The organism is Streptomyces nanhaiensis, from assembly GCF_046614825.1.
In the GTDB taxonomy this organism is placed as follows: Bacteria; Actinomycetota; Actinomycetes; order Streptomycetales; family Streptomycetaceae; genus Streptomyces; species Streptomyces radiopugnans.
Map to the genome: position 1 here is coordinate 41,050 of NZ_JBKJFM010000012.1, position 24,439 is coordinate 65,488.

At 73.4% G+C, this 24,439-nt stretch carries 30 protein-coding genes and 1 pseudogene; 21 read left to right on the forward strand and 10 right to left on the reverse strand.

The window, feature by feature from the left end:
* Positions 1–18 precede the first annotated feature (18 nt).
* From ACLIYP_RS05945 to ACLIYP_RS05965, 5 genes are all read right to left on the reverse strand, one after another.
* Positions 19–1,431 carry a HAMP domain-containing sensor histidine kinase gene (locus ACLIYP_RS05945; protein ID WP_412712094.1) on the reverse strand — a complete coding sequence of 471 codons (1,413 nt, stop codon included), beginning with the start codon at positions 1,429–1,431 and terminating at the stop codon, positions 19–21.
* A complete protein-coding gene (locus tag ACLIYP_RS05950; protein WP_412712095.1) occupies positions 1,428–2,216 on the reverse strand; it encodes a response regulator transcription factor in 789 nt (262 codons plus the stop codon). The genes ACLIYP_RS05945 and ACLIYP_RS05950 overlap by 4 nt, the downstream gene beginning before the upstream one ends.
* Before the next feature lie 32 nt (positions 2,217–2,248).
* Positions 2,249–3,220 (reverse strand): S1C family serine protease, encoded by a 972-nt coding sequence (locus ACLIYP_RS05955; protein ID WP_412712096.1) that lies wholly within the window; start codon positions 3,218–3,220, stop codon positions 2,249–2,251.
* A gap of 157 nt (positions 3,221–3,377) precedes the next feature.
* Positions 3,378–4,403 carry a LacI family DNA-binding transcriptional regulator gene (locus ACLIYP_RS05960; RefSeq protein ID WP_412694868.1) on the reverse strand — a complete coding sequence of 342 codons (1,026 nt, stop codon included), beginning with the start codon at positions 4,401–4,403 and terminating at the stop codon, positions 3,378–3,380.
* A gap of 24 nt (positions 4,404–4,427) precedes the next feature.
* Positions 4,428–5,252, reverse strand: coding sequence for a response regulator transcription factor (locus ACLIYP_RS05965; protein WP_412712097.1), 825 nt, complete (start codon positions 5,250–5,252; stop codon positions 4,428–4,430).
* A gap of 125 nt (positions 5,253–5,377) precedes the next feature.
* On the opposite strand from ACLIYP_RS05965, the gene ACLIYP_RS05970 reads away from it, so the two are divergent.
* From ACLIYP_RS05970 to ACLIYP_RS06000, 7 genes are all read left to right on the forward strand, one after another.
* Positions 5,378–6,391 (forward strand): alpha/beta hydrolase, encoded by a 1,014-nt coding sequence (locus ACLIYP_RS05970; RefSeq protein ID WP_412712098.1) that lies wholly within the window; start codon positions 5,378–5,380, stop codon positions 6,389–6,391.
* A 12-nt stretch (positions 6,392–6,403) separates the two neighbouring features.
* A complete protein-coding gene (locus ACLIYP_RS05975) occupies positions 6,404–6,670 on the forward strand; it encodes a MoaD/ThiS family protein (RefSeq protein ID WP_093658765.1) in 267 nt (88 codons plus the stop codon).
* Positions 6,667–7,764 (forward strand): hypothetical protein, encoded by a 1,098-nt coding sequence (locus ACLIYP_RS05980; RefSeq protein ID WP_412712099.1) that lies wholly within the window; start codon positions 6,667–6,669, stop codon positions 7,762–7,764. The genes ACLIYP_RS05975 and ACLIYP_RS05980 overlap by 4 nt, the downstream gene beginning before the upstream one ends.
* Positions 7,765–7,967: 203 nt before the next feature.
* Positions 7,968–8,654, forward strand: coding sequence for an LmeA family phospholipid-binding protein (locus ACLIYP_RS05985; protein ID WP_412712100.1), 687 nt, complete (start codon positions 7,968–7,970; stop codon positions 8,652–8,654).
* Positions 8,655–8,882: 228 nt separating this feature from the next.
* Positions 8,883–8,966 carry a putative leader peptide gene (locus ACLIYP_RS05990; protein ID WP_369126573.1) on the forward strand — a complete coding sequence of 28 codons (84 nt, stop codon included), beginning with the start codon at positions 8,883–8,885 and terminating at the stop codon, positions 8,964–8,966.
* Between the two features lie 167 nt (positions 8,967–9,133).
* Positions 9,134–9,979 (forward strand): sulfurtransferase, encoded by an 846-nt coding sequence (locus ACLIYP_RS05995; protein ID WP_412712101.1) that lies wholly within the window; start codon positions 9,134–9,136, stop codon positions 9,977–9,979.
* Positions 9,980–10,035: 56 nt separating this feature from the next.
* Positions 10,036–10,323, forward strand: coding sequence for a DUF1416 domain-containing protein (locus tag ACLIYP_RS06000; protein ID WP_093658758.1), 288 nt, complete (start codon positions 10,036–10,038; stop codon positions 10,321–10,323).
* Positions 10,324–10,469: 146 nt separating this feature from the next.
* Here the strand turns inward: ACLIYP_RS06000 and ACLIYP_RS06005 are convergent, their stop codons facing one another.
* Entirely contained in the window at positions 10,470–10,832 is a 363-nt protein-coding gene (locus tag ACLIYP_RS06005; RefSeq protein ID WP_412712119.1) for a DsrE family protein, read from the reverse strand.
* A 120-nt stretch (positions 10,833–10,952) separates the two neighbouring features.
* Between ACLIYP_RS06005 and ACLIYP_RS06010 the strand changes: the two genes are divergently transcribed.
* The 4 genes from ACLIYP_RS06010 (at position 10,953) to ACLIYP_RS06025 (ending at position 14,760) form a co-directional block, all read left to right on the forward strand.
* The gene (locus tag ACLIYP_RS06010; RefSeq protein ID WP_412712102.1) at positions 10,953–11,864 is read left to right on the forward strand and encodes a hypothetical protein; all 912 of its coding nucleotides are present in this window, start codon (positions 10,953–10,955) and stop codon (positions 11,862–11,864) included.
* Positions 11,861–12,808: a hypothetical protein gene (locus ACLIYP_RS06015; protein WP_412712103.1), complete on the forward strand. Its 948-nt coding sequence runs from the start codon at positions 11,861–11,863 to the stop codon at positions 12,806–12,808. Before ACLIYP_RS06010 ends, ACLIYP_RS06015 begins: the two co-directional genes overlap by 4 nt.
* A gap of 227 nt (positions 12,809–13,035) precedes the next feature.
* On the forward strand, positions 13,036–13,782 hold the full coding sequence (locus ACLIYP_RS06020) for a hypothetical protein (protein WP_412712104.1): 747 nt from the start codon (positions 13,036–13,038) through the stop codon (positions 13,780–13,782).
* A 408-nt stretch (positions 13,783–14,190) separates the two neighbouring features.
* Entirely contained in the window at positions 14,191–14,760 is a 570-nt protein-coding gene (locus ACLIYP_RS06025; RefSeq protein WP_412712105.1) for a heme-binding beta-barrel domain-containing protein, read from the forward strand.
* A gap of 63 nt (positions 14,761–14,823) precedes the next feature.
* Here ACLIYP_RS06025 and ACLIYP_RS06030 read toward each other — a convergent pair whose 3' ends face one another.
* Complete coding sequence (locus ACLIYP_RS06030) at positions 14,824–15,678, reverse strand: helix-turn-helix transcriptional regulator (RefSeq protein WP_412712106.1); 855 nt, start codon at positions 15,676–15,678, stop codon at positions 14,824–14,826.
* Positions 15,679–15,836: 158 nt separating this feature from the next.
* On the opposite strand from ACLIYP_RS06030, the gene ACLIYP_RS06035 reads away from it, so the two are divergent.
* From ACLIYP_RS06035 to ACLIYP_RS06065, 7 genes and pseudogenes are all read left to right on the forward strand, one after another.
* Entirely contained in the window at positions 15,837–17,309 is a 1,473-nt protein-coding gene (locus ACLIYP_RS06035; protein ID WP_412712107.1) for an MFS transporter, read from the forward strand.
* A 269-nt stretch (positions 17,310–17,578) separates the two neighbouring features.
* Positions 17,579–18,067, forward strand: coding sequence for a Fur family transcriptional regulator (locus tag ACLIYP_RS06040; RefSeq protein WP_412712108.1), 489 nt, complete (start codon positions 17,579–17,581; stop codon positions 18,065–18,067).
* Positions 18,068–18,076: 9 nt separating this feature from the next.
* Complete coding sequence (gene ygfZ, locus ACLIYP_RS06045; protein WP_412712109.1) at positions 18,077–19,048, forward strand: CAF17-like 4Fe-4S cluster assembly/insertion protein YgfZ; 972 nt, start codon at positions 18,077–18,079, stop codon at positions 19,046–19,048.
* 85 nt (positions 19,049–19,133) lie between these two features.
* Positions 19,134–19,355: a hypothetical protein gene (locus ACLIYP_RS06050; RefSeq protein WP_412712110.1), complete on the forward strand. Its 222-nt coding sequence runs from the start codon at positions 19,134–19,136 to the stop codon at positions 19,353–19,355.
* A gap of 116 nt (positions 19,356–19,471) precedes the next feature.
* Complete coding sequence (locus ACLIYP_RS06055) at positions 19,472–19,741, forward strand: hypothetical protein (protein WP_412712111.1); 270 nt, start codon at positions 19,472–19,474, stop codon at positions 19,739–19,741.
* A gap of 145 nt (positions 19,742–19,886) precedes the next feature.
* Positions 19,887–20,147, forward strand: coding sequence for a type II toxin-antitoxin system Phd/YefM family antitoxin (locus ACLIYP_RS06060; protein ID WP_412712112.1), 261 nt, complete (start codon positions 19,887–19,889; stop codon positions 20,145–20,147).
* Positions 20,148–20,171: 24 nt separating this feature from the next.
* A pseudogene (locus ACLIYP_RS06065) lies at positions 20,172–20,321 on the forward strand (type II toxin-antitoxin system YoeB family toxin); the annotation flags it as partial.
* Positions 20,322–20,384: 63 nt separating this feature from the next.
* On the opposite strand, the gene ACLIYP_RS06070 reads toward ACLIYP_RS06065, so the two are convergent.
* The gene (locus tag ACLIYP_RS06070; protein ID WP_412712113.1) at positions 20,385–20,600 is read right to left on the reverse strand and encodes a DUF397 domain-containing protein; all 216 of its coding nucleotides are present in this window, start codon (positions 20,598–20,600) and stop codon (positions 20,385–20,387) included.
* A complete protein-coding gene (locus tag ACLIYP_RS06075) occupies positions 20,597–21,427 on the reverse strand; it encodes a helix-turn-helix domain-containing protein (protein ID WP_412712114.1) in 831 nt (276 codons plus the stop codon). Before ACLIYP_RS06075 ends, ACLIYP_RS06070 begins: the two co-directional genes overlap by 4 nt.
* 174 nt (positions 21,428–21,601) lie before the next feature.
* Between ACLIYP_RS06075 and ACLIYP_RS06080 the strand changes: the two genes are divergently transcribed.
* The 3 genes from ACLIYP_RS06080 to ACLIYP_RS06090 all read left to right on the forward strand — a co-directional run bounded on the left by ACLIYP_RS06080 (position 21,602) and on the right by ACLIYP_RS06090 (position 23,120).
* Entirely contained in the window at positions 21,602–21,865 is a 264-nt protein-coding gene (locus ACLIYP_RS06080; protein ID WP_412712115.1) for a hypothetical protein, read from the forward strand.
* Positions 21,862–22,236, forward strand: a complete 375-nt coding sequence (locus tag ACLIYP_RS06085; protein ID WP_412712116.1) for a hypothetical protein — start codon at positions 21,862–21,864, stop codon at positions 22,234–22,236. Before ACLIYP_RS06080 ends, ACLIYP_RS06085 begins: the two co-directional genes overlap by 4 nt.
* A 158-nt stretch (positions 22,237–22,394) precedes the next feature.
* Positions 22,395–23,120: a S1 family peptidase gene (locus tag ACLIYP_RS06090; RefSeq protein WP_412712117.1), complete on the forward strand. Its 726-nt coding sequence runs from the start codon at positions 22,395–22,397 to the stop codon at positions 23,118–23,120.
* Positions 23,121–23,231: 111 nt separating this feature from the next.
* On the opposite strand, the gene ACLIYP_RS06095 is transcribed toward ACLIYP_RS06090, so the two are convergent.
* Positions 23,232–24,439: FtsX-like permease family protein (locus ACLIYP_RS06095; protein WP_412712118.1), on the reverse strand; the 1,208-nt coding region annotated here is incomplete at its 5' end.

Consider the following 24,439-nt stretch of genomic DNA (forward strand, 5'->3'; position numbering starts at 1 on the left):
GGCCTCCGGCCCCGTCGGTCAGGGCACGGGGTCCGGCGGGGGCGCGGGTGCGCCCGGGAGGCGCAGGACGGCCTCCGTGCCGCCGCCCGGGGCCGGGCGGAGGGCGATCTCGCCGCCGCTGCGGCGGACCGTGCGGGCCACGATGGACAGGCCCAGGCCCGAGCCGGGGAGGCTGCGGGCGGACGGCGAGCGCCAGAAGCGGTCGAAGACGTAGGGGAGTTCGTCCTCGGGGATGCCGGGGCCGCGGTCGCGTACGCGCAGGGTGCCGGTGGATCCGTCGAGGCGTACGTCGATCGTCCCGCCGGGCGGGGAGAACTTCACCGCGTTGTCCAGCAGGTTGACCACCGCCCGCTCCAGCGCGGCCGGTTCGGCCCGTACGTACCAGGGGGCCAGGTCGCGGGTGATGGTGATGTCCGAGCCGCGCAGCCGGGCGCGCTCCACGGCGCGTTCGGCGGTCTCGTGCAGTCCGGTGATCTCCACCGGCCCGCCGGCGGGCGCCGCGTCGGGCCGGGACAGCTCCTGGAGGTCGCCGATGAGGGAGGCCAGTTCGCCGATCTGGGCGCGTACCGACTCCAGCAGTTCCCGGCGGTCCTCCGGCGGCAGCGGGCGGCCGGCCTGCTCGCTGCGCACCAGCAGGTCGATGTTGGTGCGCAGCGAGGTCAGCGGGGTGCGCAGCTCGTGCCCGGCGTCGGCGATCAACTGCTGCTGGAGGTCCCGGGAGGTGGCCAGGGCGGCGGTCATGGCGTTGAAGGAGCGCGACAGGCGGGCGATCTCGTCGTCGCCCTCGACGGGGATGCGGACGGCCAGGTCCTCGGTGCGGGCGACGTGCTCGACCGCGTCGGTCAGCCGGTCCACCGGGCGCAGGCCGGCGCGTGCGAGCAGAACGCCGGCGCCCGCCGCGCCGAGCACGCCGGTGGCGGCGACCAGGCCGAGGACGAGGGCGAGGGTGTCCAGGCTCTGGTCGACCTCGGCCATCGGGCGGGCCACCGTCACGGCTGCGTCCGTGCCGCCCAGGGGGGTGGTGAGCACGCGGTACCTCTCGCCCCCCGCGGTGACGGTGTGCAGGGCCTCCGCGCGCTCGCCGCGGGCGACGGCCACATCGGCGGCGGAGACCGGCAGGGGCCGCTCGCCGAAGGCCATGCAACTGTCGCCGTCGCGGTCCACGAGCTGCACGGTGGAGTCGAACGGATTGGGGGTGTCCAGCCGCTCCTCCTCCGGCACCGCCCGGCACCGCCCGGCGCGGACGAGGTCGATGAGCCGGCTGTCGGGCACCCGGTTGGCGTGCAGCGCGTCGTCGAGGGAGTCGGTGAGCTGCTCCCGCACCAGGAGCCAGGCGGCCAGCGAGCACGCCGCCACCGCGACCGCCACGGCCACCGCGACCAGCAGGGCCAGGCGCGAGCGCAGCGGCAGGGAGTTGAGCCGGGACGTCACGGGCGCGCTTCCCCCGGTGCGGGGCCGGGTGCCGCGCCGGGGCCGGAGCCCGCGTTGTCCCGGAGGACGTAGCCGACGCCGCGCACGGTGTGCACCAGGCGCGGCTCGCCGCCCGCCTCGGTCTTGCGGCGCAGGTACATCACGTACACGTCCAGGGAGTTGGAGGAGGGCTCGAAGTCGAAGCCCCAGACGGCCTTGAGGATCTGCTCGCGGGTGAGGACCTGCCGCGGGTGGGCCATGAACATCTCCAGCAGCGTGAACTCCGTCCGCGTCAGCTCCACCGGCCGCCCGCCGCGGGTCACCTCGCGCGTGGTGAGGTCCATGCGCAGGTCGGCGAAGGAGAGCACCTCGGTCTCCTCGGCGCCGGCCTGCTCGCGGGCGTAGGAGCTGCGGCGCAGCAGTGCGCGGATGCGGGCCAGCAGCTCGTCCAGCTCGAACGGCTTGACCAGGTAGTCGTCGGCCCCCGCGTCCAGGCCGGTGACGCGGTCGCCGACGGTGTCCCGGGCGGTGAGCATCAGGACGGGGACGGTCACCCCGTTCGCGCGCAGCCGCCGTGCGGCGGTCAGCCCGTCCATGCGCGGCATCAGCACGTCCAGGATCACCAGGTCGGGGCGGTACGCCTCCACCTGCCGCAGCGCCTCCAGGCCGTCGGCGGCGAGCTCGGCCTCGTAGCCCTCGAAGACCAGGCTGCGGCGCAGGGCCTCCCTTACGGCCGGCTCGTCGTCGACGACCAGCACGCGCGCGGGCGGGGCGGGGTGGGGCGTGGCGGAGGAGGCGGTGGTCATGGGGGGAGTGTCGCACTCACCTCGTCCGCCGCTCATCCGCCGGCGCGCAGGTCGTCGAGGATCTCCTTCACGTCGTTCACGGGTACGGCGAAGCCCAGGCCGACGCTGCCCGCCTCGGCGGCGGTGGAGGCGTTGCTGTGGATCGCCGAGTTGACGCCGATCACGCGGCCCTCCGTGTCGACCAGCGGTCCGCCGGAGTTGCCGGGGTTGAGTGAGGCGTCGGTCTGGATCGCCCGGTAGGTGGTGGTCTCGGAGCCCAGCTCGCCGTTGTACCGGCCGCCGTCGAACTCGAAGGGCCAGGTCCGGTCGTCCCTCGGCCGGGCGTCCTCCCCCGCCCTCTCCACCGTGACCTCGCGGTCCTTGGCGGAGACGATGCCGCTGGTGACCGTGCCCGACAGGCCCTGGGGCGAGCCGAAGGCGATGACCCGGTCGCCGACGCGGACGGCGTCGGAGTCGCCGAGCTCGGCGGGGGTGAGGTCGAGGCCGTCGGCGTCCTCGATCCGGATCAGCGCCATGTCGAGGCCGGGCTCGGTGCCGACGATCTCGGCGCGGGCGGTGCCGCCGTCGGAGAAGGTGACCTCGATCCCGGTGGCGCCGGAGACTACGTGGTTGTTGGTGAGGATCTCGCCCTTCCCGGAGATCACCACGCCGGATCCGGTCGCGGAACCGGAGCGGGAGGAGGCGGCGATCTCCACGACGCTCGGGGTGACGGCCCTGACGACCTCGGCGATGCCGGTGCCGGTGTCGGAGGCGTTGGTTCCGAGGACGGAGGAGGTGGCGGCGGGCGCGGAACCGCCGCCGAACGCCTCGCCGGCCAGGGTCGCCGTGCCGCCGCCGACCGCGGCGGCCACGACGGCCACGGCGGCCAGCAGCCCGACGGGGCGGCCCGCCCGCCGCCGGGCGTGCGCTCCGGGGGCGGGCTCGGGAGTGGGGCCGGGGTCCGGAACGGAGGGCTCGTACGACGGGCGGAGCGGATACGCGCGGTTCGTCTCGTGGTCGCTCATGCACACAACCGTGCGCGCCCGGAATGAGAACTTCATGAGGGCGGGCTGAGACCTCGGGAAGAACCGCCCCCGGGATCCCCCGAAGCCCCGCGGACCGTGGCCCCGCGGACCGAAGCCCGGCGGACCGGAACCGGCCGGGACCTCCGTCTGCTCCCGTCTAGCCGCCGCAGCCGCAGGAGCGGCGCACCACCAGCCCCGACGGGAACTGGCGCACGCGCTCGCGCCGCGACCCCGTCGCCCGCACCCCGTCGTCCAGCACCAGGTCGACCGCCGCGCGGGCCATCGCCTCGCGGTCCGAGCCCACCGTGGTCAGCGGCGGATCGGTCAGCGCCGCCTCCTTCACGTCGTCGAACCCGGCCACCGCCAGCTCGCCGGGCACGTCCAGGCCCAGCTCGCGGGCGGCGCGCAGCACGCCGATGGCCTGGTCGTCGGTGGCGCACACCAGCGCGGGCGGCCGGTCGGGGCCGGCGAGCAGGTCGAGGGCGACGCGGTAGGTGTCGTAGCGGTTGTAGGGGGCCTGGAAGAGACGGCCGTCGGTGGAGCGGCCGGCCTCCTTCATCGCCCGGCGCCAGCCCTCCACGTGGTCGGTCACCGGGTCCCCGTAGGCGGGGGTGGACTCCACGCCGCCCAGGCAGGCGACGTACTCGTGGCCGTGCTCCAGCAGGTGGCGGGTGACCATCTGCGCGCCGCCGACGTCGTCGAGGACGACGGCCACGTCGTCGATCGCCTCGGGCCTGCGGTGCAGCAGCACCACGCGCGCGTCCCACGCCTCTATCTCGGCGGCGGCGCGCTCGCTGGGGCCCTGGCTGATCAGGATCAGGCCCGAGACGCGCATGCCGAGGAAGGCCCGCAGATAGTGCACCTCGCGCTCGTCGAGGTAGTCGGAGTTGCCGACGAGCACCATCTTCCCGCGGTCGGCGGCGGCCTGTTCGACCGCGTGCGCCATCTCCGCGAAGAACGGCTGCCGGGCGTCGGGGACGATCAGCCCTATCAGGTCGGTGCGCCGGGACGCCATCGCCTGCGCGACCCGGTCCGGCCGGTACCCCAGCTCCTTGATCGCCGCGAGCACGCGCTCGCGGGTCGCCGGCGCGACCGGCCGGGGCCCGTCGTTTATCACATAGCTGACGACCGCGGTCGACGTACCCGCCAGTCTCGCCACATCGTCCCGCGTCACCTTCGCCACAGCGGGAAGTCTACGCGCGCCGACTCAGTTCCCTCCCCGGCGAGCGGCGGTCCTCCGCCCGTCCCCGGCCGCGTCCCCGGCCACGCCGTGCGCCGCGTCCTGCGCCATCCTCTCGGCGGCGTCCACGGTCGCCTTGGCGTCCTTGCGCGCCTTGCGCTCCTCGGCGGTCGGCTCCTTCTTCTCCGGCAGCACGAAGCGGTATCCGACGTTGCGCACGGTCCCGATCAGCGACTCGTGCTCCGGGCCGAGCTTGGCCCGCAGCCGCCGTACGTGGACGTCGACGGTCCGGGTGCCGCCGAAGTAGTCGTAGCCCCACACCTCCTGGAGGAGCTGCGCCCTGGTGAACACCCGGCCGGGGTGCTGCGCCAGGTACTTCAGCAGCTCGAACTCCTTGAAGGTCAGGTCCAGTACGCGCCCCTTGAGCTTGGCGCTGTAGGTGGCCTCGTCCACCGACAGGTCGCCGGTGCGGATCTCCGCCGGGCCGTCGTCGCCGGCGATCTGCCGCCGTCCGGTGGCCAGCCGCAGCCGGGCCTCGACCTCGGCAGGCCCCGCGGTGTCCAGCAGGACGTCGTCGACGCCCCACTCGGCGGTGACGGCCGCGAGACCGCCCTCGGTGACCACCAGGATCAGCGGGCAGCCCGGCCCCGTGGAGCGCAGCAGCTGACACAGGGAGCGCACCTGCGGAAGGTCGCGGCGGCCGTCGATCAGGACGACGTCGGCGCCGGGGGTGTCCACCAGCGCCGGGCCCTCGGCCGGGGCCACACGGACGTTGTGCAGCAGCAGGCCGAGCGCGGGCAGGACTTCGGTCGAGGGCTGGAGGGCGTTGGTCAGCAGGAGTAGCGAGCTCATGACGTCGAGTCCTTCCCCGGCCCCGTGGGGCGTGTGGCGGCACTGCTTCGTACTGCGCTCCGAAAGCACGAAAGGACCCGGGGGCGGCGCTGCCCGGATCCTTCTCTTCATCGACAATATCCCACATGAGCGAGGACGCGGAGGGCGCGGAGGGACTTTTCCGTGGCGGGACGGTCACCCAGGGTGCCGGGCGCACGGGGGAGCGGGCGCCTTCGCGCACGCTCCTGCGGACACGGCTGCGGACCGACGACGGGGTGGGCGTGGACGCCTGCTACCAGCCCCGCGACGGGAGTTCCGCGGGCCGGGACGAGGGCGCGGCACGGGCCGCCGGGCGGGGCCCTGCGATCGTCGTCGCGCACGGTTTCACCGGCTCGCTGGAGCGGCCCGCGGTGCGACGAGTGTCACAGGTCTTCGCCCGGCATGCGGACGTGATCACGTTCTCCTTCCGCGGGCACGGCCGTTCGGGCGGGCGCTCCACGGTCGGCGACCGGGAGGTGCTCGACCTCGCCGCGGCGGTGCGCTGGGCGCGTTCGCTGGGGCACTCCGCGGTGGCGACTGCGGGCTTCTCGATGGGCGGCTCGGTGGTGCTGCGGCACGCGGCGCTCTGCCGGGCGGAGCCGGCCGGCACGGCGTACGGTGCCGGGCCGGACGGCGGGGCCGGCACAGGTGACTCGGAGCACAGGATGCACCGGGGGCGCACGGACGCACACACCGATGCGGCCGTCGCCGTGAGCGCCCCCGCCCGCTGGTACTACCGGGGCACCCCGGCCATGCGGCGGGTCCACTGGGCGATCCAGCACCCCACCGGGCGCCTGGTCTCCCGCTACGGACTGCGCACCCGCGTCCACCACCGGGACTGGGACCCGGTGCCGCTGTCGCCGGTGGAGGCCGCACCGCTGGTCGCCCCGACCCCGCTGCTGGTGGTGCACGGCGACCGGGACGCCTACTTCCCGCTGGACCACCCGTACTCGCTGCTCGAAGCCGCCGACCCGGCGTGCACGGAGCTGTGGATCGAGCGCGGCTTCGGACACGCCGAGAACGCCGCGCCCCCGGAGCTGCTGGAGCGGATCGCCTCCTGGGCGACGGCACGGGCCGGGCGTGCGCCGCGCCATCATGGTGGAGGCACGACGGACGGCTGAGAGGGACACACCATGCCGAGCGGCATGATCCGCTACTGGGCCGCGGCCAAGGCCGCCGCCGGGATCACCGAGGAGAGATACGAGGCCCACACGCTGGCCGAAGCGCTGGCCGAGGCGCGCCTGCGGCACGCCGGCCGGCCTGACTTCGACCGGGTGCTGGGCCTGTGCTCCTTCCTGGTGGACGGCGAGCCGGTCGGCAAGCGCGACCACCGACTCGTCCGACTGACCGAGGGCGGCACCGTCGAGGTGCTTCCCCCCTTCGCGGGAGGCTCCCGATGACCGACCAGCAGTACCCGCCGGGGCAGCCGTACGGCTCGCAGCCCGGCCCCTACGGCTACGACCACGGTCACGGCCACGGCCACGACTCCCCGGCCGCCCCCGCGGGCCCGGCGTACGGCGGGCAGGAGGCGTACGGCCAGTACGAGCAGTACGAGCAGTACGGCCGGTACCAGCAGCCCGGCCCGTACGCCGCCGCGGGTCAGGCCCCGGGCCAGGACCCGTACACAGCTCCCGGCGTCCCCGCGCCGCCCCACCACCCCGGTCCCGGGCCACTGCCCCCCGAGCGGGGCGGCGCGGCGGTCACCGCCACCGCCGAGGCTCCGGCCGCCGCTTCCGCCGCCGGGGCCCCCTCCGCCGCTCCGCGGCGTACCGGCAGCCCGATCATCGCGCCGGGCCTGGCGCCCGCCGCCCTCACCGCCCTCCTGGCCGTACTGCTCGCGGCCACCGTCCAGGCCTCCCGCCCGGTGGCGGCCGTCGCCGTGGTGCTGCTCCAGGCGGTCACGGCCGCGGGCTGGTTCCGGCTCAACGGCATGTGGCCGGCGCGGCAGGGCATCGCCCTGGCCTTCCTGGCGGGCGTCACCGCGGACGTCGCCCTGCTGGCGCTCGGCGCCGAGCACGCCTCGGCCGTCGTCATCGGCACGCTCGGGGTGTGGGTCCTGTTCGTCCTCGTCCTCCAGCTGCGCAACCACTCCTCGCCCGACGAGCGCCTGTACGCCCTGACGGCCGGGGTCACCTCCACCGCCCTCACCGTGATCGCCGCCGGCCACCTGGCCGCCGAGCCCGACGCGGTGACGGTCGGCGCGCTCGCCGTGGCGGCCGCCGCGCTCGCCCGGGCGCTGCCGCTGCCGCAGGCGGTCTCCGTGGTCGTGTCGCTGTCGGCCGCCGCGGGCGCGGGTGCCGCGGCCGGGGAGTTCACCTCCATGGGCGGCTCCGGCGCGCTGCTGGGGGCGGTGGCCGGGGTGTGCGCACTGATCGGGCTGCGGGTGGCGAGCTACGACTTCCCCTCCCGCTTCGTCCACATGACGGCCGGTGTGGCGCTGCCGCTGACCGCCGCCGTGCCGGCGGTCTACCTGCTCGGCAGGGCGTTGGCGTAGGGCCGCGCGGCCCGTGGTGCCGACCTGTCGCGGGGCACCACGGGTTAGGCTCGCCGGAACCCGATCGGCTTCCGTCTGCGTCGATCTGACCGAGCAGCCCGATCAGCCGGGACCGATCAGCCCGGACCGATCGGCGCGGACCGACCGGCGCGACCAGTCCGACCGACCCGACCGCACCCGGCCACCCTGGGGGGACCACCACGATGCGCGCACTGAAAGCCCTGCTGGGACTCGTCGTCCTCTTCGGCGGTCTGTTCGTCGGCGCCGACCGGCTGGCGGTGAACCTGGCCGAGGACAAGGTCGCCGAGAAGGTCCAGAGCTCCAGGGGCCTGAACGAGCGGGCCGCCGTGGAGATCCACGGCTTCCCCTTCCTGACCCAGGTCGTGGGCAAGGAGCTGGAGTCGGTGGACGCCACGATGAACGGGCTGACGGTCCAGGTCGGCGGGCGCGACGTGGACGTCACCGAGGTGGACGTGCGCCTCAGCGACGTGCGGCTGGAGGACAACTTCTCCTCCGCCGTCGCCGACCGGGCCGCCGGCAGCGCGCGGATCAGCTACCAGGACCTGACCGAGGCGGGCGCGAAGGGCGCCTCCCTCGCCTACGCCGGCGCGGAGCGGGCCGCGAAGAACCAGGTCAGACTGGATGTGAACCTGACCCTCGTGGAGCTCACCCTGCACAGTTCGGTCGAGGTGGAGGACGGCGACACCGTCGCGCTGCACGCCGAGGACCTCCCCGACCTGCCCGTGGCCGAGAACGCCGTGCGGGCGCAGATAGACCGGAAGCTGAAGATCACCGGCCTTCCCGCGGGGCTGAAGCTGGAGAAGGCGGAGGTGGACGAGGAGGGCGTCGTGCTGCACCTGAGCGGATCGGACGTGAACCTGGCCGGCTGACGCCGCACCCGGCCGGCACCCGGCCGGCACCGCACCGCTCGCGGACCGCCCGGCCCGTCCACTTTCCGAGACGCCCGCGTCCGCCTCGCAGAACCCCTCTCCCGGGCATCCGCGGATCCGTCCGGAGGGGCTCCCCGGCCTCCCCTCCGTCTCACATTTCGGGCATCACTTTCTCACCATCTGGAACTACGGTGACACGCCCGCCCCTCCGTCCCTACGATCGGGCCCATGAAGCGACAGGCGGATCTCACGAAGCGACGGGCAGTCGATCTTTGCCGTGTCGCCGCCATGCTCTGTCGCGCCGTCGTCTGACGGCCGGCCCTCGGCGCCCCTCGCAGCCCGGACCGCAGCCGCACACCGCCCCGCTGTCCCCGCCACCGCGGCGTACAGCCCCGTGCGCGCCCGCCGGCGCCCCGCGCCGCCGCACGCACGTCCACCGCACCGCACACCCCGTAGTACCTGCCCTCCGGAGGAGAGACATGAGCCGCAGTGACGTCCTGGTCGACGCCGACTGGGTCGAGGCCCACATCGACGACCCCAAGGTGGTCATCGTCGAGGTGGACGAGGACACCTCGGCCTACGACAAGAACCACATCAAGAACGCCGTCCGGATCGACTGGAAGACCGACCTCCAGGACCCGGTCCGCCGTGACTTCGTCGACCAGGCGGGCTTCGAGAAGCTGCTGTCCGAGAAGGGCATCTCCAACGACGACACCGTCGTCCTCTACGGCGGCAACAACAACTGGTTCGCGTCCTACGCCTACTGGTACTTCAAGCTCTACGGCCACCAGGACGTGAAGCTCCTCGACGGCGGCCGCAAGAAGTGGGAGCTGGACGCCCGCGAGCTGGTCTCCGAGGTGCCCACCCGCGCGAAGACCGAGTACAAGGCCAAGGAGCAGGACAAGTCGATCCGCGCCTTCCGCGACGACGTCGTCGAGGCCATCGGCAAGCTGAACCTGGTGGACGTCCGCTCCCCCGACGAGTTCAGCGGCAAGCTGCTCGCCCCCGCCCACCTGCCGCAGGAGCAGTCGCAGCGTCCGGGCCACGTCCCGACCGCCAGCAACATCCCGTGGTCGAAGTCGGCCAACGACGACGGCACCTTCAAGTCCGACGAGGAGCTGAAGGAGCTGTACCAGGAGGCGGGTGTGGACCTGTCCAAGGACACCATCGCCTACTGCCGCATCGGCGAGCGCTCCGCCCACACCTGGTTCGTCCTGCACGAGCTGCTGGGCCAGGAGAACGTCAAGAACTACGACGGCTCCTGGACCGAGTACGGCTCGCTGGTCGGCGTGCCGATCGAGCTCGGCGACGGCAAGGGCGCCTGAGCCCCTCCGCTCCACCGCCACACCAACTCCCCGTTCCGGAAGGAAGAGCACCCGACATGTGCGGAGCACAGGCAGGCGGCCCCGACGCCTCCTCCATCAAGCCCGGTGAGACGACGATCCAGGGCCAGGTGACCCGCGGCGGCGAGCCCGTCACCGGGTACGTCCGGCTGCTGGACAGCACCGGCGAGTTCACGGCCGAGGTCCCCACCTCCGCCACCGGCCAGTTCCGCTTCTACGCCGCCGAGGGCACCTGGACCGTGCGCGCCCTGGTCCCGGGCGGCAGCGCGGACCGCACCGTCGTCGCCCAGCAGGGCGGCCTGGTGGAGGTCCCCATCGCGGTGTGACCGCGTGACGGCCGCACGGCGGCCGCCGGCGGCCGCATGACGTACGGAGGCCGTGCCCCGGGGTTGGACACCTTGTGCGGGGCACGGCCTCCGTCCTGTCCGGACGCGGACGCCCGGAGGGCGTCCGGCAGGCTTCCAGCGGGCGTTCAGTAGACGAGTGCCTGCACGCCCTCGCCCGTGATCTCGCTGACGAACACCTGGGCCCCGGCGATGCGGACGCCCTCGATCACGTCCTTCTCCTCGATCCCGCGCCGCGCCGCGCACTGGGTGCACAGGGTGACCCGCCCGCCCGCCAGGACGCCGTCGAGCAGCTCGGGCAGCGGCGCGGAGTGCGGCAGTTCGAACTCCGCCGCCCGGCCCGGCAGCGCGAACCACGCCGACTCCCCGGTCAGCCAGAGCGACACCTCCACCCCGCTGGCCACGGCCACCGCCGCCACCGTGAAGGCCTGCGAGCACCGCTCGGGCGCGTCCGCCCCGGCCGTCACCTTGATCACGAGCTTCTTCGACACAGCTGCCATGCGGACCACGGTAGCCCCTGGCGCCTACCGCAATCCGATCGTGATCGGCACGGGCACAACCTTCCCTCCCACCGCCTTGTCAGCGAACTGACAAACGTGTGAGGAGATTTCATGTCCACGCTCCCGCCGCGACCGGCGGAACCTCCCGAGTCCGTACCCGAGCCCGCGCACGTACCCCAGGCCGCGCCCGCGCCGGAAGCCGAGGCCGTACAGGCCCTCCCGGCCGGCCCTCCGCCCCCGGTCCCGCCCTCGCTCCCGGCGGAGGCGCCGCCCGCGGCGCCCGTCCGGGACCGGCCGCGCCGCCGCGGCCGTACGGCCCTGCTGCTGGCCTGCGCCGCCCTGCTCGGCACCGTCGGCGGACTCGCGGGCGGCTACACCGCCCAGGCCGACCGCGCGCCCACCCCGCTGCCCCCGCTGTCCCAGGCGGAGCTGTCGTACCCGAAGAAGCCGCTGCCCGAAGGCGAGGGGCCCGAGCCGCTGACCGCCGAGGAGGACCGGCGGGTGCGCACGGACGGCGATCTGCGCAAGCTGCTCCTGGACAAGCCCGAGGGCGCCCGCGAGTCGGAGATGCCGTCGGAGTCGGACGGCTGGCTCTCGCTGTCCGGCTACGCCGGGGAGTTCGAGAGTCCCAGCCGCATGTTCACCTACCTGGCCGACGAGAACCTGCGCCGCATCGCGACCGCGGCCTGGCGCCCGAGCGCACGGCGCACGGTGAGCGTCAGGCTCGTGCAGTTCCGCGAGGAGAAGCGCCGGTCCGCCCTCGACCACGCCGAGAGCCAGCAGTCGTACATGTCCTTCGACAGTCACGCGGGCAACGAAGGCTCCGCGCTGAAGGGGTCGGGCAACGGCCGCTACTACACCTTCGACCGGCCCGACCGCAGGCCCGGCTACCTCCCGATGTACCGGGCCCGGGCCATCGCCCAGCGCGGCGACATCATGATGGACATCTGGATCTACGACGCCAAGCCGATCGCCGAGCGCGACATCAGGTCCCTGGCCGAGCGGCAACTGGAGCGGCTGTGAGCGACCAGGAGAACCGGAGCACCGCGGACGCACCGGCCGAGCCGCCGACCGCGCCCACCGCCCCGGACACGGGGACCACCGCCCCGGACACGGGGACCACCGGCCCGGACACGGGGACCGCGCCAAGCGCGGGGACCGGCCCGGACGCACCCCCCGCCACGGCGGCCGCGGACGGCCCGCAGGACGCCGGTCCGCGCGGGAGGGGCCGGCTCCGCCGCGTCCTCGTCCCCCTGCTGTCCGCCGCCCTGGTGCTCGGCACGGCCGGCGGCGGACTCGCCTACACCAGGGCCACCGTGGACGGCGCCGACGTCTCGGCCCCCACGGAGGTCTGGAAGAAGCCCTCGAAGACCCCCTCCGAGGACGATCCGGCGCCCGACCTCCGGGAAGGCCGCACCGACGGCGAGCTGCGCAGGAAACTGCTGCCCGTCCCCGAGGACTTCCGGCTCGGCCCGGACGTCTCCGAGTTCGGCAACGACACCGAGCTGAGCGGCAGGCAGGCACAGGCCCTGCTGCGCGAGGGCGGCAAGGGGCTGCCGGGCAAGGAGCGCCGCCGGCACCGCGAGTACGTGGAGAAGCTGCGTGTCCAGGGCATCGTGATGCGCACGTACACGCCCTACGACAACCGGTTCACGGCCGAGATCCAGCTCGCGCGCATGAAGAACGAGAAGGGCGTGAAGGACCTGAGCACCTTCCAGTCCGAGCTGGCCGACGCCCTGTCGGTCTTCCGCGACGGCCCGGAGATCAAGGGCCACGGGAACGCCCGGTGCTTCCTGCCGCCCGAGGACGGCGACTCGGAGCTGGAGGCGATGTTCTGCACCGCCCACCAGGACGAGTACCTGGTCTCGTTCCGGGTCGACGGCGTCGAGCCCTTCCCCGAGAAGGAAGCGGCGGAACTGCTGAAGGACCAGCTCGACCACCTGGTGTCCCCGGGGGAGTACGTATGACCGAGTCCACGACAGACCGGCCGGAGCCGACCGCACCCGCCGCCCCGCCGCATTCGCCCGTACCGGCGGCCAGCCCGGCGGAGGACCCGCGGGCGGCCGCCGTGCCTGCTCCGCCGCCCGCTCCCTCCGCAGCCGTTCCGGCCGCGCGGTCCGGTCCCCCCGCGCCGCCGAAGCGCCGCCGTCCGTCGCCCCGCGTCCTGCGGGCCGTCGGCCGCTGGACTGCCGCCGTGGCGGTCTTCGGTGTGTTCTGCGCTGGCACCGCCTACGGCATCACGCGGCTGGAGCGCCACGAGGTGCCGGGACTGGCCACCGAGAGCGACGGGCGCTGGGACTATCCGCGGCTCGCCCTGCCCGCCCTCCCCTCCGGCTCCCCGCGCCCGTTCGCGCGGGGCAACGAGGGCGAGGTCCACCACGCCGACCTGCGCGAGCTGCTGATCCCCCTGCCCGAGGGGGCCGAGGAGGCCGAGGAGGACGGGAAGGCCGGCGAGGGCGGCGGGCTTCCCCCGTCGAAGGGCGGCTGGGTCACGGTCGGGGACTACACCGGCCTCTACGAGAAGGGCGACCGCGACGAGCTGCGGCAGCGGCTGGCGGACGACGCCGTACGGCACGTCGCCGCCCGCGGCTGGGTCATGCCGGACGGCACCCGCACCAGCGTCCACCTGCTGCGGTTCAACAGCGGCGCCGTGGCGGGCGACCTCCACGCCGAGGTGCTGTACGGGGGCCTGGTGCCGGGTCTGCCCCTGGCCGAGGCCCCGGAGTCGAAGATGGACGAGAGCTGGCCGCCGGAGAACGCCCCGGAGAACGTCGAGCTCGAGGTGTACGACGAGCCGAAGCCCCGCGGCGAGGTCCACACCCGCCACGCGTACCTGCTCGCCGGCGACACCGTGGCCCTGATCGTCCAGTCCCGGAAGGGGACGGCTCCCGCGGTGCCGTTCCGGCAGACGGTGATCCTCCAGGCCCAGCTCCTGGGCTGAGATCCAGGGGCTGGGATCCAGGGGCTGGGATCCAGGGGCTGGGATCCAGGGGCTGGGATCCAGGGGCTGAGATCCAGGGCCGGGAGCCCGGCCCCGACCGGCCCCGTGGCGGGGCGGCGCACCTCACAGCACCGCCCCGCCGCGGGCCGACTAGACTCGTCGGCGGGCCGCCCGCAGGCCCGTACGTCCGTGCCGAGCCCCCGAGGAGCGCTCCCGTGCTTGAGGCATTCTTCACCGCCCTGCTGGTCCTGGTCTGTGTCGGCGTCCTGGCGTTCACGGGCCTGACCGTGAAGAAGCTCTACCAGGGCCAGCGCTGACCCGTTCCCGTCCCATGACCCGGGCCGCGTACGGCCTGAGCCCGGGCCGCACCGCAGACCACACGCCCTCGACAGATCGTCTGAGCACCCCATGATCGAGATTCCGTCCGACCTCCACCCGGACCTCGTCCCCCTCGCGTTCCTCCTGGGCGACTGGGCGGGCGCTGGCGTCGCGGACTTCCCGGACCGCGAGCAGTGCAACTTCGGCCAGGAGGTCACCTTCTCCCACGACGGCCGGGACACCCTGGAGTACGTCTCGCGCACCTGGGAGCTGGACGACAAGGGCGAGAAGGTCCGCCCGCTGGAGAACGAGAGCGGCTACTGGAAGATCGACGCGGAGCGCCGGGTCGAGGCCGTCATGGTCCGCGACCGGGGCATCGTCGAGGTCTGGCACGGCGGGATGGCCGAGCAGAAGCCGCAGATCGACCTGGTCACGGACGCCTTCGCCCGCCTGTCCTCGGCCGGCGAGTACTCCGGCGGCAAGCGGCTGTACGGCTACGTCAAGGGCGATCTGATGTGGGTCGGCGAGCTGGCCACCCCGGACCCCGAGCGCCCGCTGCGCCCGTACATGTCGGCGCACCTGAAGAAGGTCGTCGACCCGCGCGAGTGGGCCAAGGACCTCAAGGACCTCCCGGACGACGGGATCGCCTTCTTCAAGTAGGCCGGGAGCGCACCAGGAGCGCGCCGGAGTTGACGACTTCCGCGGCTTCACACCCGCAGGTGCTCACGGCGAGGCGCCGGGCTCCCCCGTTTCCCGGGGTCCGGGCACCTGCGGTGGTCGTTCACCGGCGGTGCCCGTCGCCGACGCCCCGAACGAGGCGTCGCCATGGAGGTACCGCCCCGGGGAAGTGCCGACGGTTCGCCGGAAGGCCGCGAGGAAGGCGCTCGGTGTCGCGTATCCGACGGCATGCGCGACCCGGGAAACGGGCTGGCCCTCGGCGAGGAGGGGAAGGGCGGCACGCAGCCGCACATGGGTTCGCCAGCGGTCGAAGCTCATGCCGGTGTCCTGGGCGAACAGCCGGGTCAGGGTGCGTCGGCTCACCCCGGCGGCCCGTGCGTGCGCTTCAAGGCTCCGGTCGTCCGCGGGGTTGGCGAGCAGCGCGCCGGCCACGGCGCGTACGCGGTCGTCGGCGGGGTCCGGCACATCGATGGGCGTGGCCGGCAAGGGGCGCAGCAGATCCAGCACGACCGCCTCGGCCCGTAGCCGGGCGTCATCGGGGAGTTCCTCGCGGCCGAGGTAGGCGATCAGGTGGGCCAGCAGCCCGTCGACTCCGACCGGCGTGGGTTCTGCCCAGCCCCGACCACATCTGTCCGGTTCGAGGTAGAGGCTGCACAGCACCGCGTCGCGGGTCGCACCGGTCCGGTGGACGACCCCCGCGGGCAGCCACAACGCCCGTGTGCGCGGCAGGACCCAGTACGCATCACCGACAGCGACGCCGAGAACCCCACGCCGTGCCCAGGCCAACTGGTGCTGCGGGTGGCTGTGCGGGACGAACCACTGCCCGGACGCCAGCGGAAAGTTCCCGACGACGATCGCGCCCACTCCGGCCGGGACGGCCCCCACTACGGCATCGGTCACGTTCCCGAGCCTATGTCCCCAGTGCGATACGACATGGCCCCGTAGCGCATCGCGGCCAACACGGCCGGTGCATAGCGTCGTCCTGTGCCGATAAGTCATCCGCGCCAGGGGCGCCACCACCGTTCGCACAGGCCGCTCACGAGGACAGGACGCCCGGTATGACCTCGGTGTCGACCGCGGCCACCACCGACGCCGTCGGGCGCCGTGGACCGGCCCTGGTGGTGCTGTGCTTCGTGCAGTTCATGCTCGTCCTGGACGACAACGTGGTGAGCGTCGCGCTCCCCAGCGTGCGCGACGACCTCGGCTTCGGCACCACGGGCCTGGCCTGGGTCGTCAACGCCTACTTCCTCGCCTTCGGCGGACTGCTGCTGCTGTTCGGCCGCATGGCCGACCTGCTGGGCCGCAGGCGCGTCTTCCTGACCGGTGTGGCGCTGTTCGGTGCGGCGAGCCTCGTCTGCGGGCTCGCGCAGGAGCCCTGGCAGCTCGTGGCCGGGCGGTTCGCCCAGGGTGCGGGAGCGGCCATGGCCGGCCCGGCCGCGCTGGCACTGATCTCACTCCTGTTCCCCGGTGCCGAGGAACGCGCCAGGGCGTTCGGCGTCTGGGGCGGCATCGCGGCTCTGGGCGGTACGACGGGCCTGGTGATCTCCGGAGCGCTGACCGGTCTCGCGTCCTGGCGCTGGATCTTCCTGATCAACCTGCCGGTGGCCGCGGCGGCCGTCGTGCTGCTGCCGCGCATGGTCCCCGAGAGCCGGGCCGGGCGCACGGTACGCCTCGACGTACCCGGCGCGGTACTCGGCACCGGCGCCCTGGTGTCCCTGGTCCACGGGCTGCTCCGGACCGGGGAGTCGGGCTGGCGCGACCCGGCCGCTGTCGGGTCCCTGATTTCGGCCGTGCTCCTGGCCGCCGCCTTCATCGCGGTCGAGACACGCTCCGCCGAGCCGCTGGTGCCGTTGCCGTTCCTGTCATTCCGGTTCCGCGCCGTCGCCAACGGGGCGACACTGCTGTTCTCCGCCGCCATGTACGCGGTGGCCTTCCTGCTGATGGTGCACCTGCAGACAGTGCTCGGCTACCGCCCCCTCACAGCCGGCCTCGCCTATCTGCCCTACGGCGCCGGCGTCCTGGCAGGCATGCGGCTCTCCTCCCGGGCGGTTAGCGGGCTCGGCATGCGCCCGGCCCTCGTGATCTCGTTCCTGATCGGCGCGGCCGGACTCCTGCTGCTGTCCGGAGTGGCACCGGGCGACGGCTACGCCTCCGGAGTGCTGCCCGGCATGCTCGTCACCGGCCTCGGATGCGGACTGGCTCTGCCCGCCCTGACCGTCGCCGCGCTCACGGGCACCACCGAGGAGAACGCCGGGCTCGGCTCGGCCGTCCTGAGCTCCGTCCAACAAGTCGGTGGCGCCATCGGGGTGGCGGTGCTCGTCGCTCTGGCCACGCGCCGCGGCGACGCAACGGTCGCACAGAGCGGCTCCCCGCACGCCGCGACGGAGGGCTTCTCACTCGCGCTCATCGTCGCTGCCGTCCTCCTCGCGCTCGGCGCCGTCCTCGTGACCGCCTTGCCGGGTGGGAACCACCGCTCAGAGGACGCGCTCGGCGCCGGAGAAGCTCCGGCCGAACACGGGAACAGCGCGTAGCCGCCACTTCGGCCGACCCTGTCGGCACCCGCCTGCCCAACCGGGCAGCTGCCGAGGCACGGGGCTCGGAGACAGCGTCTGCGGCGGGGTGAGGGCGGGTGCCCGTATCGGGGTTGACCCCACCGCAGGAGCGCACGTCCGCGCGGAGATCGCCCGGACGACCGCGGAGATCCGTGAGGCTCTGGCCCACATGCTGTTCACCGAGCCCGGCACCTCCCGGTGACGCGATCCCCGTACCGTTCCCGACGTCCCCTCCTACACTGGCCACTGTGGTGAGCACCGACTGGCAGAGCGACCTACGCAGACGCGGATACCGGCTGACGCCGCAGCGCCAGCTCGTGCTGGAGGCCGTGGACAGGCTGGAGCACTCCACTCCGGACGACATCCTCGCCGAGGTGCGGCGCACGGCGGGGAGCGTGAACATCTCCACCGTCTACCGCACGCTGGAGCTGCTGGAGGAGCTGGGGCTGGTCAGCCACGCCCACCTGGGCCACGGCGCTCCCACCTACCACCTGGCCGACCGGCACGACCACATGCACCTGGTGTGCCGGGACTGCACCAAGGTGATCGAGGCCGACACCGCGCTCGCCGCCGACTTCACCGGCCGGCTGCGGGAGATGTTCGGGTTCGACACCGACATGAAGCACTTCGCGATCTTCGGCCGCTGCCGCGACTGCGCCGGGAAACCCCCGGGAAGGGACCCGGAGGAGGGCACCGAGGGGGGCGCGGACGAGAGCGCGGACGGCGCCGGGTCGTAGGCTGGCCGCATGTCGTACAAGAGCCCCCTGCTGTCGCTGCCCGGCGCCGTCCCCGCCGAGGCGCCGGACGAAGGCGTCGCCGCGCACTACGGCGACCTCTTCCGCGAGCAGCGCACGCTCGCCGACGGCGGCGGACTGGTGGACCTCTCGCACCGCGGCGTGGTCACCGTCAGCGGCGAGGACCGCCTGAGCTGGCTCCACCTGCTGATCACCCAGCACGTCAGCGAGCTGGAGCCCGGCCGCGCCACCGAGGCGCTGATCCTCTCCGCCAACGGCCACATCGAGCACGCGCTCTACCTCGTCGACGACGGCGCCACCGTCTGGATGCACGTCGAGCCGGGCACCCGCGAGGCGCTGATCGCCTACCTGGAGAGCATGAAGTTCTTCTACCGGGTCGAGGTCGCCGACGCCACGGCCGGGTACGCCGTGGTGCACCTCCCGGCGGGCTCCATCGCCGAGGTGCCCGAGGGTGTGGTCGTCCGCGAGACGGCGTACGGGCGGGACCTGTTCCTGCCGCGGGGCGAGCTGGAGTCCTACGCCGCCGCCCACGGCCCGGCGGTCGGCGTACTGGCGCTGGAGGCGCTGCGCGTGGAGGCGCACCGGCCGCGGCTGGGTCTGGAGACCGACCACCGCACCATCCCGCACGAGCTGGGCTGGATCGGCACGGCCGTCCACCTGCAGAAGGGCTGCTACCGGGGCCAGGAGACCGTGGCGCGCGTCCACAACCTGGGGAAGCCGCCGCGCCGGCTGGTCTTCCTCCACCTGGACGGCAGCGAGGTGCACCTGCCCGGCCACGGCACGCCCGTGCGGCTGGCGAAGGACGGCCCGGAGGGGCGGCAGCTCGGCTTCGTCACCACCTCGGCCCGCCACCACGAACTGGGCCCGATCGCCCTGGCCCTGGTGAAGCGGAACGTCCCGGTGGACGCGGAGCTGCTCGCGGGCGACACGGCAGCGGCCCAGGAGACCGTGGTCGAGCCGTGAGCGTGCCCCGGCGGGCGGTGCGGTCCGGGAAGTGGAGGCGGTACGACAGGGCGCGCACCGGACCGTCGGGTGCATACTGGCGTTAATGACAAAATCGGCCGTAGCCCGGCGCCACCTGCCCACCAGCCCCTTCAAAGCCCCTGTCGCACCGCCCGACAAGTACTTCGCCGAGGGTGAGCGGGTCACCCACGACACCTACGGCCTCGGCCGTATCGTCTCCGTCGAGGACGGGATCGCGGTGCTCGTCGACTTCGGGGCGAAGCAGGTGCGGATCCTCAGCCCGTACCTCAAGCTGAGCGCTCTCTGAGGCCGCCGCGCACGGCCGCCGTACGGCGGCCGGCCGTCTCCCCCCACACCACGTTTCCGCCCCGAGAGGCAGATCTCCCCATCGACACCACCGAGCTGTTCTCCGCGCCCGACCCCGTGCCCTCGGCCCCCAGGGCGGCGTCGCAGCCCCCGGCCCGGAACCCCTTCCAGGCACCGGACTTCGGGGACCTCCCGGACTACGACGAGGCGGAGGAGACCGGAGAGCCGCCGTTCGACGCCGACGCTGCCGCCGACGCGGCCGGTACGGCCCGCGCCGCCAAGGACGAGGGCCCGGCCCGGAACGGCGGCGGGAAGCGGCCGTCGAACTCCCCGCCCCGTCGGCGCGACCGCTCCCGGCAGGTCAGGCGAGGCTCCTCCCGCCGCTGACGGTGGCCGCCGCCCTGGCCTGTGAGCTGCCCGGCAGTACGCAGCACGTGAAAGGACCGCCTCCGGTGACTCATGGAAGGCGTGGCTGGCCATACATGACAGCGAGTGGTACCGCTCCTTGTACCGCTTGTAGGGAAAGGTGATCGTGTCCAGCACCGTCGGCGAGGCTCGCAGGGACTTGTTTCCGCTGATCGAGCAGGTCAACAACGACCACGCTCCCGTGCACATCACATTCTGCAACGGGAACGCCGTACTGCCGTCGGAAGAGGACTTCGCCCCCTGGCAGGAGACGACCTACCTGCTGCGTTCACCCGCGAACGCCCGGCGTCTGGCCGAGTCGATCGCGGAGGCCGAGGAAGGCCAGGTCTCGCCCCGTGAGCTGATCGAGACCGACGACGCCGAGTGAAGATCGCATTGACCGAGCACAGATGGGCGGGCCGACTACGTCCACTGGTCCGAGACGGATCGCCGTATGACCAGACGCGTCAACCGACTCACCGAGGAGAGCGGGCGAGACCCTTTCGGAGGCATCGGAAAACCGGGACCGCTCAAGGGGGACCTCAGCGGTTACTGGGGGCGGTTCAGTGCGTGGGACATCGTCTGCCGTGCATCGATGGTCACTCCCGTCGGCAGCACCTGCCGATCAGGCCGTGAGCCGGTCGTCCTTGACGGCGGTGAGGAACGACGCCCAGGCATCCGGGCCGAAGGCGAGGGCCGGGCCGTGCGGGGTCTTGCTGTCGCGCACGGGGACGGTGCCGGGGAGGTTGTCGGCGACCTCGACGCAGGCGCCTCCGTCCTGGTTGCTGTGGCTGGACTTGCGCCACCGTGCGGCGGTTATCTCGTGCGGGGAGGTGGTCATGAAAGCTCCTCCAGGAGTCGGAGTAGGAACTCCGCCGAGTCGCGCGGGGTAAGGGCCTTGTCGCGCAGCCGATCGTAATCGACCTGGAGCCGCTCGACCTTGGCCGCTTCCTCGACCAACTCCCCGTTGTAGCCCGTCTCCACCCAGGCGACCGTTCGGCCGTCCAGCAGTCGCAGGAGCCAGGTGTCCGTGTTGACCAGCTCGCACAGGCCCGCGGAGAAGGGGAGCACCTGGACCGTCACGTTCCGCCGTCTCGTCATCTCCTCCAGGTGCTTCAACTGAGCGCGCCATGCCTCGATGTTCGGCAGCGGGCGGCGCAGGACCGCCTCGTCGAGGATCGCGCGGAGCTGGGGTGCGCCGTCACCCGTCAGCACGTCCCGGCGGCTCATCCGTGCCGCCACCTGCTGATCCAGCTCGCTGCCAGGGTCCAGACCGCCCAGCATCAGCAGTTCGCGGGCGTACTCCTCGCTCTGGAGCAAGCCCGGCATGAGGCTGGGCGAGTAGGTCTGAATGCTCACCGCCTCGCCCTCGAGTGCCATGAAACGGCGGTACTTCTCGCGGAACTGAGTGGCATCCCCGGCCGCCAGCTCCCACAGGGCCAGCAACAGGCCAGGGGTGCCGTAGTACTGGTCGAGGGCCTGGGCGACGTCCGGGCTGCCGATGGTGTGGCCGCTCTCCATCTTGCCGAACAGCGACCAGTCCCAGCCCAGTGCCTCGCCCAGCTTCCGCAGGCTGTCGCCGCGTTCGGTGCGCAGGGTGCGCAGCTCCTCGGCGAACCGCCGGCGCGGCTCCTGACTGCGGCCCGTGACCACTCTTCTCGGCGGCATTCCGTCCCCCTCCGTGGAATGTGTGGAAGCGGCACCGGGCGGCCGGGAAAGGCTTCCCGGCCACGGGTGTTCGCGCTCCACACCGGTTCATGCTCATACAGCGAACGCGACCGACGGTAGTCGCGCTGTCGCTTCTCGCACAGGGATACGGCTGAGGAGTCACACCATATGGTGATGGAAGGTTCGGATCGGGTTGAGGAGCAACGGATCGGGGAGGCGGAGGCGGCCCGTGACGCGCTCGCCGAGGCGCTGCGGCGGGCGAGGATCCGGTTCCCGGCCGTGGACGTCCGCACCCCCGTACGCGCGGACGGGGCGGCCGGTTACGCGATGGTGGTCCTCGGCGAGTGCTCCGCGCCGGTGGCACGGGAGTTGGCGGCCGTCATCGAGCGGGGCGCCAAGAGGGGCGCCGGGCAGGACACCGGGCGGGGTGCGGTGTGACGCCGCCTCCGTTCTCTCCGGCCGTCGAGCGCCCGTGGCGCGACGGGTGGCCGCTGCCGGCACGCACCGACGACGCCAACGGCTGGACCACGGGAGGGTGTTGGCTGTACTGCCGCCGTGAGGGCGTGCGGGTGCTGTGGATCGGCTCGGTGCGTACGCCCGGTGCGGCCGGCGACGTGTACGCGTGCGGGCCGTGCATCGCGGAGCTGGACCACATGGTGCGCCTCCAGTCCCACGGCCGGGACGAGCCGCCGGACGGAACGGGCGGCACGGACGGCGCGACGGGGACCGTCGCGTGCGGGCACCGGCGGATCGGGAGGCTCGGCGGCAAGGTCCGCTGCCGCGACTGCGGGCGGCAGATCTACCTGTGACCTGCCGCCCGCAGCCGCGGGAGTTCCCGGAACCCGGGGCCATAACACCGTGCTATGGCCAAGTGGTAGTACCCAGCCCGTTCCGCTTACGGGAATCCTGGTGCCTCCCCCACAGGCCACACGCGAACCACCGCGTGTATCCGGAAGCGAGGCACCCCTTGCGAATAACCAGGCTCGTCCCCGCTCTGATCGCGGCCATGGCCGCCGTTCTCTCCCTCTTCGTGCTGGCCCCGGCCGCCTCGGCCAAGGAGCTTCCGCCCGGCAGCGGCGGCCCGCAGCCGATCATCGGCGGCGGCTACGCGCAGAACGCCCCCTGGGCCGCCCGGCTGTTCTCCAACGGCCGTGAGACGTGCTCCGCGACGATCATCGCGCCGACCTGGATCCTCACCGCCAGGCACTGCGTCGGCGGCGGCGGGCTGTCCTTCCGCATCGGCAGCCTCGACCAGCACAGCGGCGGCACCGTCGCCAACGGCACCCAGATCTACAACCACTCCTCCTCGGACCTGTCGCTGGTCCGCCTGGACCGCTCCGTCTCGGCGACCTACGCCCGCCTGGGGCAGCCGGGTTCGGTGTCGGTGAACCAGACCGTGCAGGTCTACGGCTGGGGCGCCACCTCCCAGTGCGGCTCCGAGGCCAACTGCCAGTCCCGCTACCTGAAGGTCGCGAACGTGATCGTGACCGGCGGCTGCCGTGACGCCTACTACGGCTCGGCGATCTGCGCCCGCCGCGGCGACGGCATCACCGCGGGCGGCGACTCCGGCGGCCCGATGATGGCCAACGGCGTCCAGGTCGGTGTCGCGTCCACCAGCGACCGGCAGACCACCACGGCCTACACCAACGTGACCGCCTACCGCTCCTGGATCCAGTCGATCGCGGGCGTCTGACCCCGCGCGGTCCGTTCTCACGGCAGTCTCTTCCTCCGGGTTCTCCCCGTTCCGCCGAGGCGGAACGGGGAGAACCCGTCTCCGGTTCCGAACGACCGGACCCGGGGGGTGTCAGAGCGTCTCGCTGAGCGTGTCGGCGATGCGGCGGCGGGAGGCACGGGCGGCCGGGACCGCCGAGACCGCGACCGCGCCCACCACGGCCGCGGCGATCACCAGCAGCAGCGCGCCGGGGGGCGGGGACTGGGCTATGCCCGCACCGATGCCGCTGGAGCGGCCCTGCGCGTCGATCAGCCAGTGGCCGGCGGCGGCCCCCAGCACGGTGCCGGCGACGGCGGCGGCCAGTGCGGTGAAGGCGGTGGAGACGGTGATCACGCCCGCTATCTGGCGCGGGGTCAGGCCGATGGCCTTGAGCGCGAGCAGATCGCGTCCCCGGTCGCGGACGCGGGCGCCGAGGACGGTGGACAGCTCGGTGAGGCCGATCAGGGCGAGCACGGCGATCAGTCCGGCGATGACGCCGCGTACGCCGGCCAGTCCGTCGGCGGGGTTGACCGCCTCGCGGACCTCCAGCCGGCCGCCGGAGGAGGCGGCCAGTTCGGCGCCGACCTCCCCGGCGTCGGCGCCGTCGCGCAGGACGAGGTGGTGGAGGTCGGGCTCGGTCGTGCCGGAGCCGTCGCCCAGGTCGAGGTTGTCCAGGGAGGTGGAGATCACCCGGCCGCCGTCCTCGGGTTCGATGGAGCGGCCGGTTATGTGGAGGATCTGCGGGCGTCCCTGGACGGTCATGCGCACCCAGTCGCCGACGCGTACGTCCAGCAGGTCGAGCAGCCCCTGTCCGGCGACGGCCTCGTCCGGGCCGTCGGGCAGGCGGCCCTCGGCGAGGGCGAACGGGTAGGGGTCGGCGTCGGTGCCCAGGCCGCGCAGGGTGATGGTGGCGGTCTGGCCGGGGACGAGGGCCTCGACCTCCGTGCCGGGGTGGACGGCGGTGACGTCGGGGTGCGCGGCCAGCAGCCGCTCGGTGCGGGCGTGGCGCTCGGCCCCGGAGGCCCGGGAGGCCGCACCGGCGGACGAGCCGGACGAGCCGGACGAGCCGGGCGAGCCGGGCGAGCCGGAGGAAGCGGAGTCGTCCGGGGAACCGTCGCGCACGGTGAGGGCGGCGGGCAGGCCGATCTCCTCCGGGCGTTCGTGGAAGCGGTCCACGGTGGCCCAGGCGCCCAGCGCCGCGGTGATCATCGCCAGCGGCACGGCCAGGCGCCCGACGGCGGCCAGCGAGCGGGCCCGGCCGGGGAACGCGCCGCGCCAGCCGAGGACGAGGGCGGGCGGCG

Bases quoted from the DNA above. Each gene is read 5' to 3' on its own strand.
- ACLIYP_RS06035 (WP_412712107.1), top strand. From the start codon at position 15,837: ATGACCTCGGTGTCGACCGCGGCCACCACCGACGCCGTCGGGCGCCGT.
- ACLIYP_RS06050 (WP_412712110.1), top strand. From the start codon at position 19,134: ATGACAAAATCGGCCGTAGCCCGGCGCCACCTGCCCACCAGCCCCTTC.
- ACLIYP_RS05990 (WP_369126573.1), top strand. From the start codon at position 8,883: ATGAAGCGACAGGCGGATCTCACGAAGCGACGGGCAGTCGATCTTTGC.
- ygfZ (WP_412712109.1), top strand. From the start codon at position 18,077: ATGTCGTACAAGAGCCCCCTGCTGTCGCTGCCCGGCGCCGTCCCCGCC.
- ACLIYP_RS06080 (WP_412712115.1), top strand. From the start codon at position 21,602: ATGGAAGGTTCGGATCGGGTTGAGGAGCAACGGATCGGGGAGGCGGAG.
- ACLIYP_RS05985 (WP_412712100.1), top strand. From the start codon at position 7,968: ATGCGCGCACTGAAAGCCCTGCTGGGACTCGTCGTCCTCTTCGGCGGT.
- ACLIYP_RS05975 (WP_093658765.1), top strand. From the start codon at position 6,404: ATGCCGAGCGGCATGATCCGCTACTGGGCCGCGGCCAAGGCCGCCGCC.
- ACLIYP_RS06010 (WP_412712102.1), top strand. From the start codon at position 10,953: ATGTCCACGCTCCCGCCGCGACCGGCGGAACCTCCCGAGTCCGTACCC.
- ACLIYP_RS05970 (WP_412712098.1), top strand. From the start codon at position 5,378: ATGAGCGAGGACGCGGAGGGCGCGGAGGGACTTTTCCGTGGCGGGACG.
- ACLIYP_RS06000 (WP_093658758.1), top strand. From the start codon at position 10,036: ATGTGCGGAGCACAGGCAGGCGGCCCCGACGCCTCCTCCATCAAGCCC.
- ACLIYP_RS05965 (WP_412712097.1), bottom strand. From the start codon at position 5,252: ATGAGCTCGCTACTCCTGCTGACCAACGCCCTCCAGCCCTCGACCGAA.
- ACLIYP_RS05950 (WP_412712095.1), bottom strand. From the start codon at position 2,216: ATGACCACCGCCTCCTCCGCCACGCCCCACCCCGCCCCGCCCGCGCGC.
- ACLIYP_RS06070 (WP_412712113.1), bottom strand. From the start codon at position 20,600: ATGACCACCTCCCCGCACGAGATAACCGCCGCACGGTGGCGCAAGTCC.
- ACLIYP_RS06025 (WP_412712105.1), top strand. From the start codon at position 14,191: ATGATCGAGATTCCGTCCGACCTCCACCCGGACCTCGTCCCCCTCGCG.
- ACLIYP_RS05980 (WP_412712099.1), top strand. From the start codon at position 6,667: ATGACCGACCAGCAGTACCCGCCGGGGCAGCCGTACGGCTCGCAGCCC.
- ACLIYP_RS06075 (WP_412712114.1), bottom strand. From the start codon at position 21,427: ATGCCGCCGAGAAGAGTGGTCACGGGCCGCAGTCAGGAGCCGCGCCGG.
- ACLIYP_RS05955 (WP_412712096.1), bottom strand. From the start codon at position 3,220: ATGAGCGACCACGAGACGAACCGCGCGTATCCGCTCCGCCCGTCGTAC.
- ACLIYP_RS05995 (WP_412712101.1), top strand. From the start codon at position 9,134: ATGAGCCGCAGTGACGTCCTGGTCGACGCCGACTGGGTCGAGGCCCAC.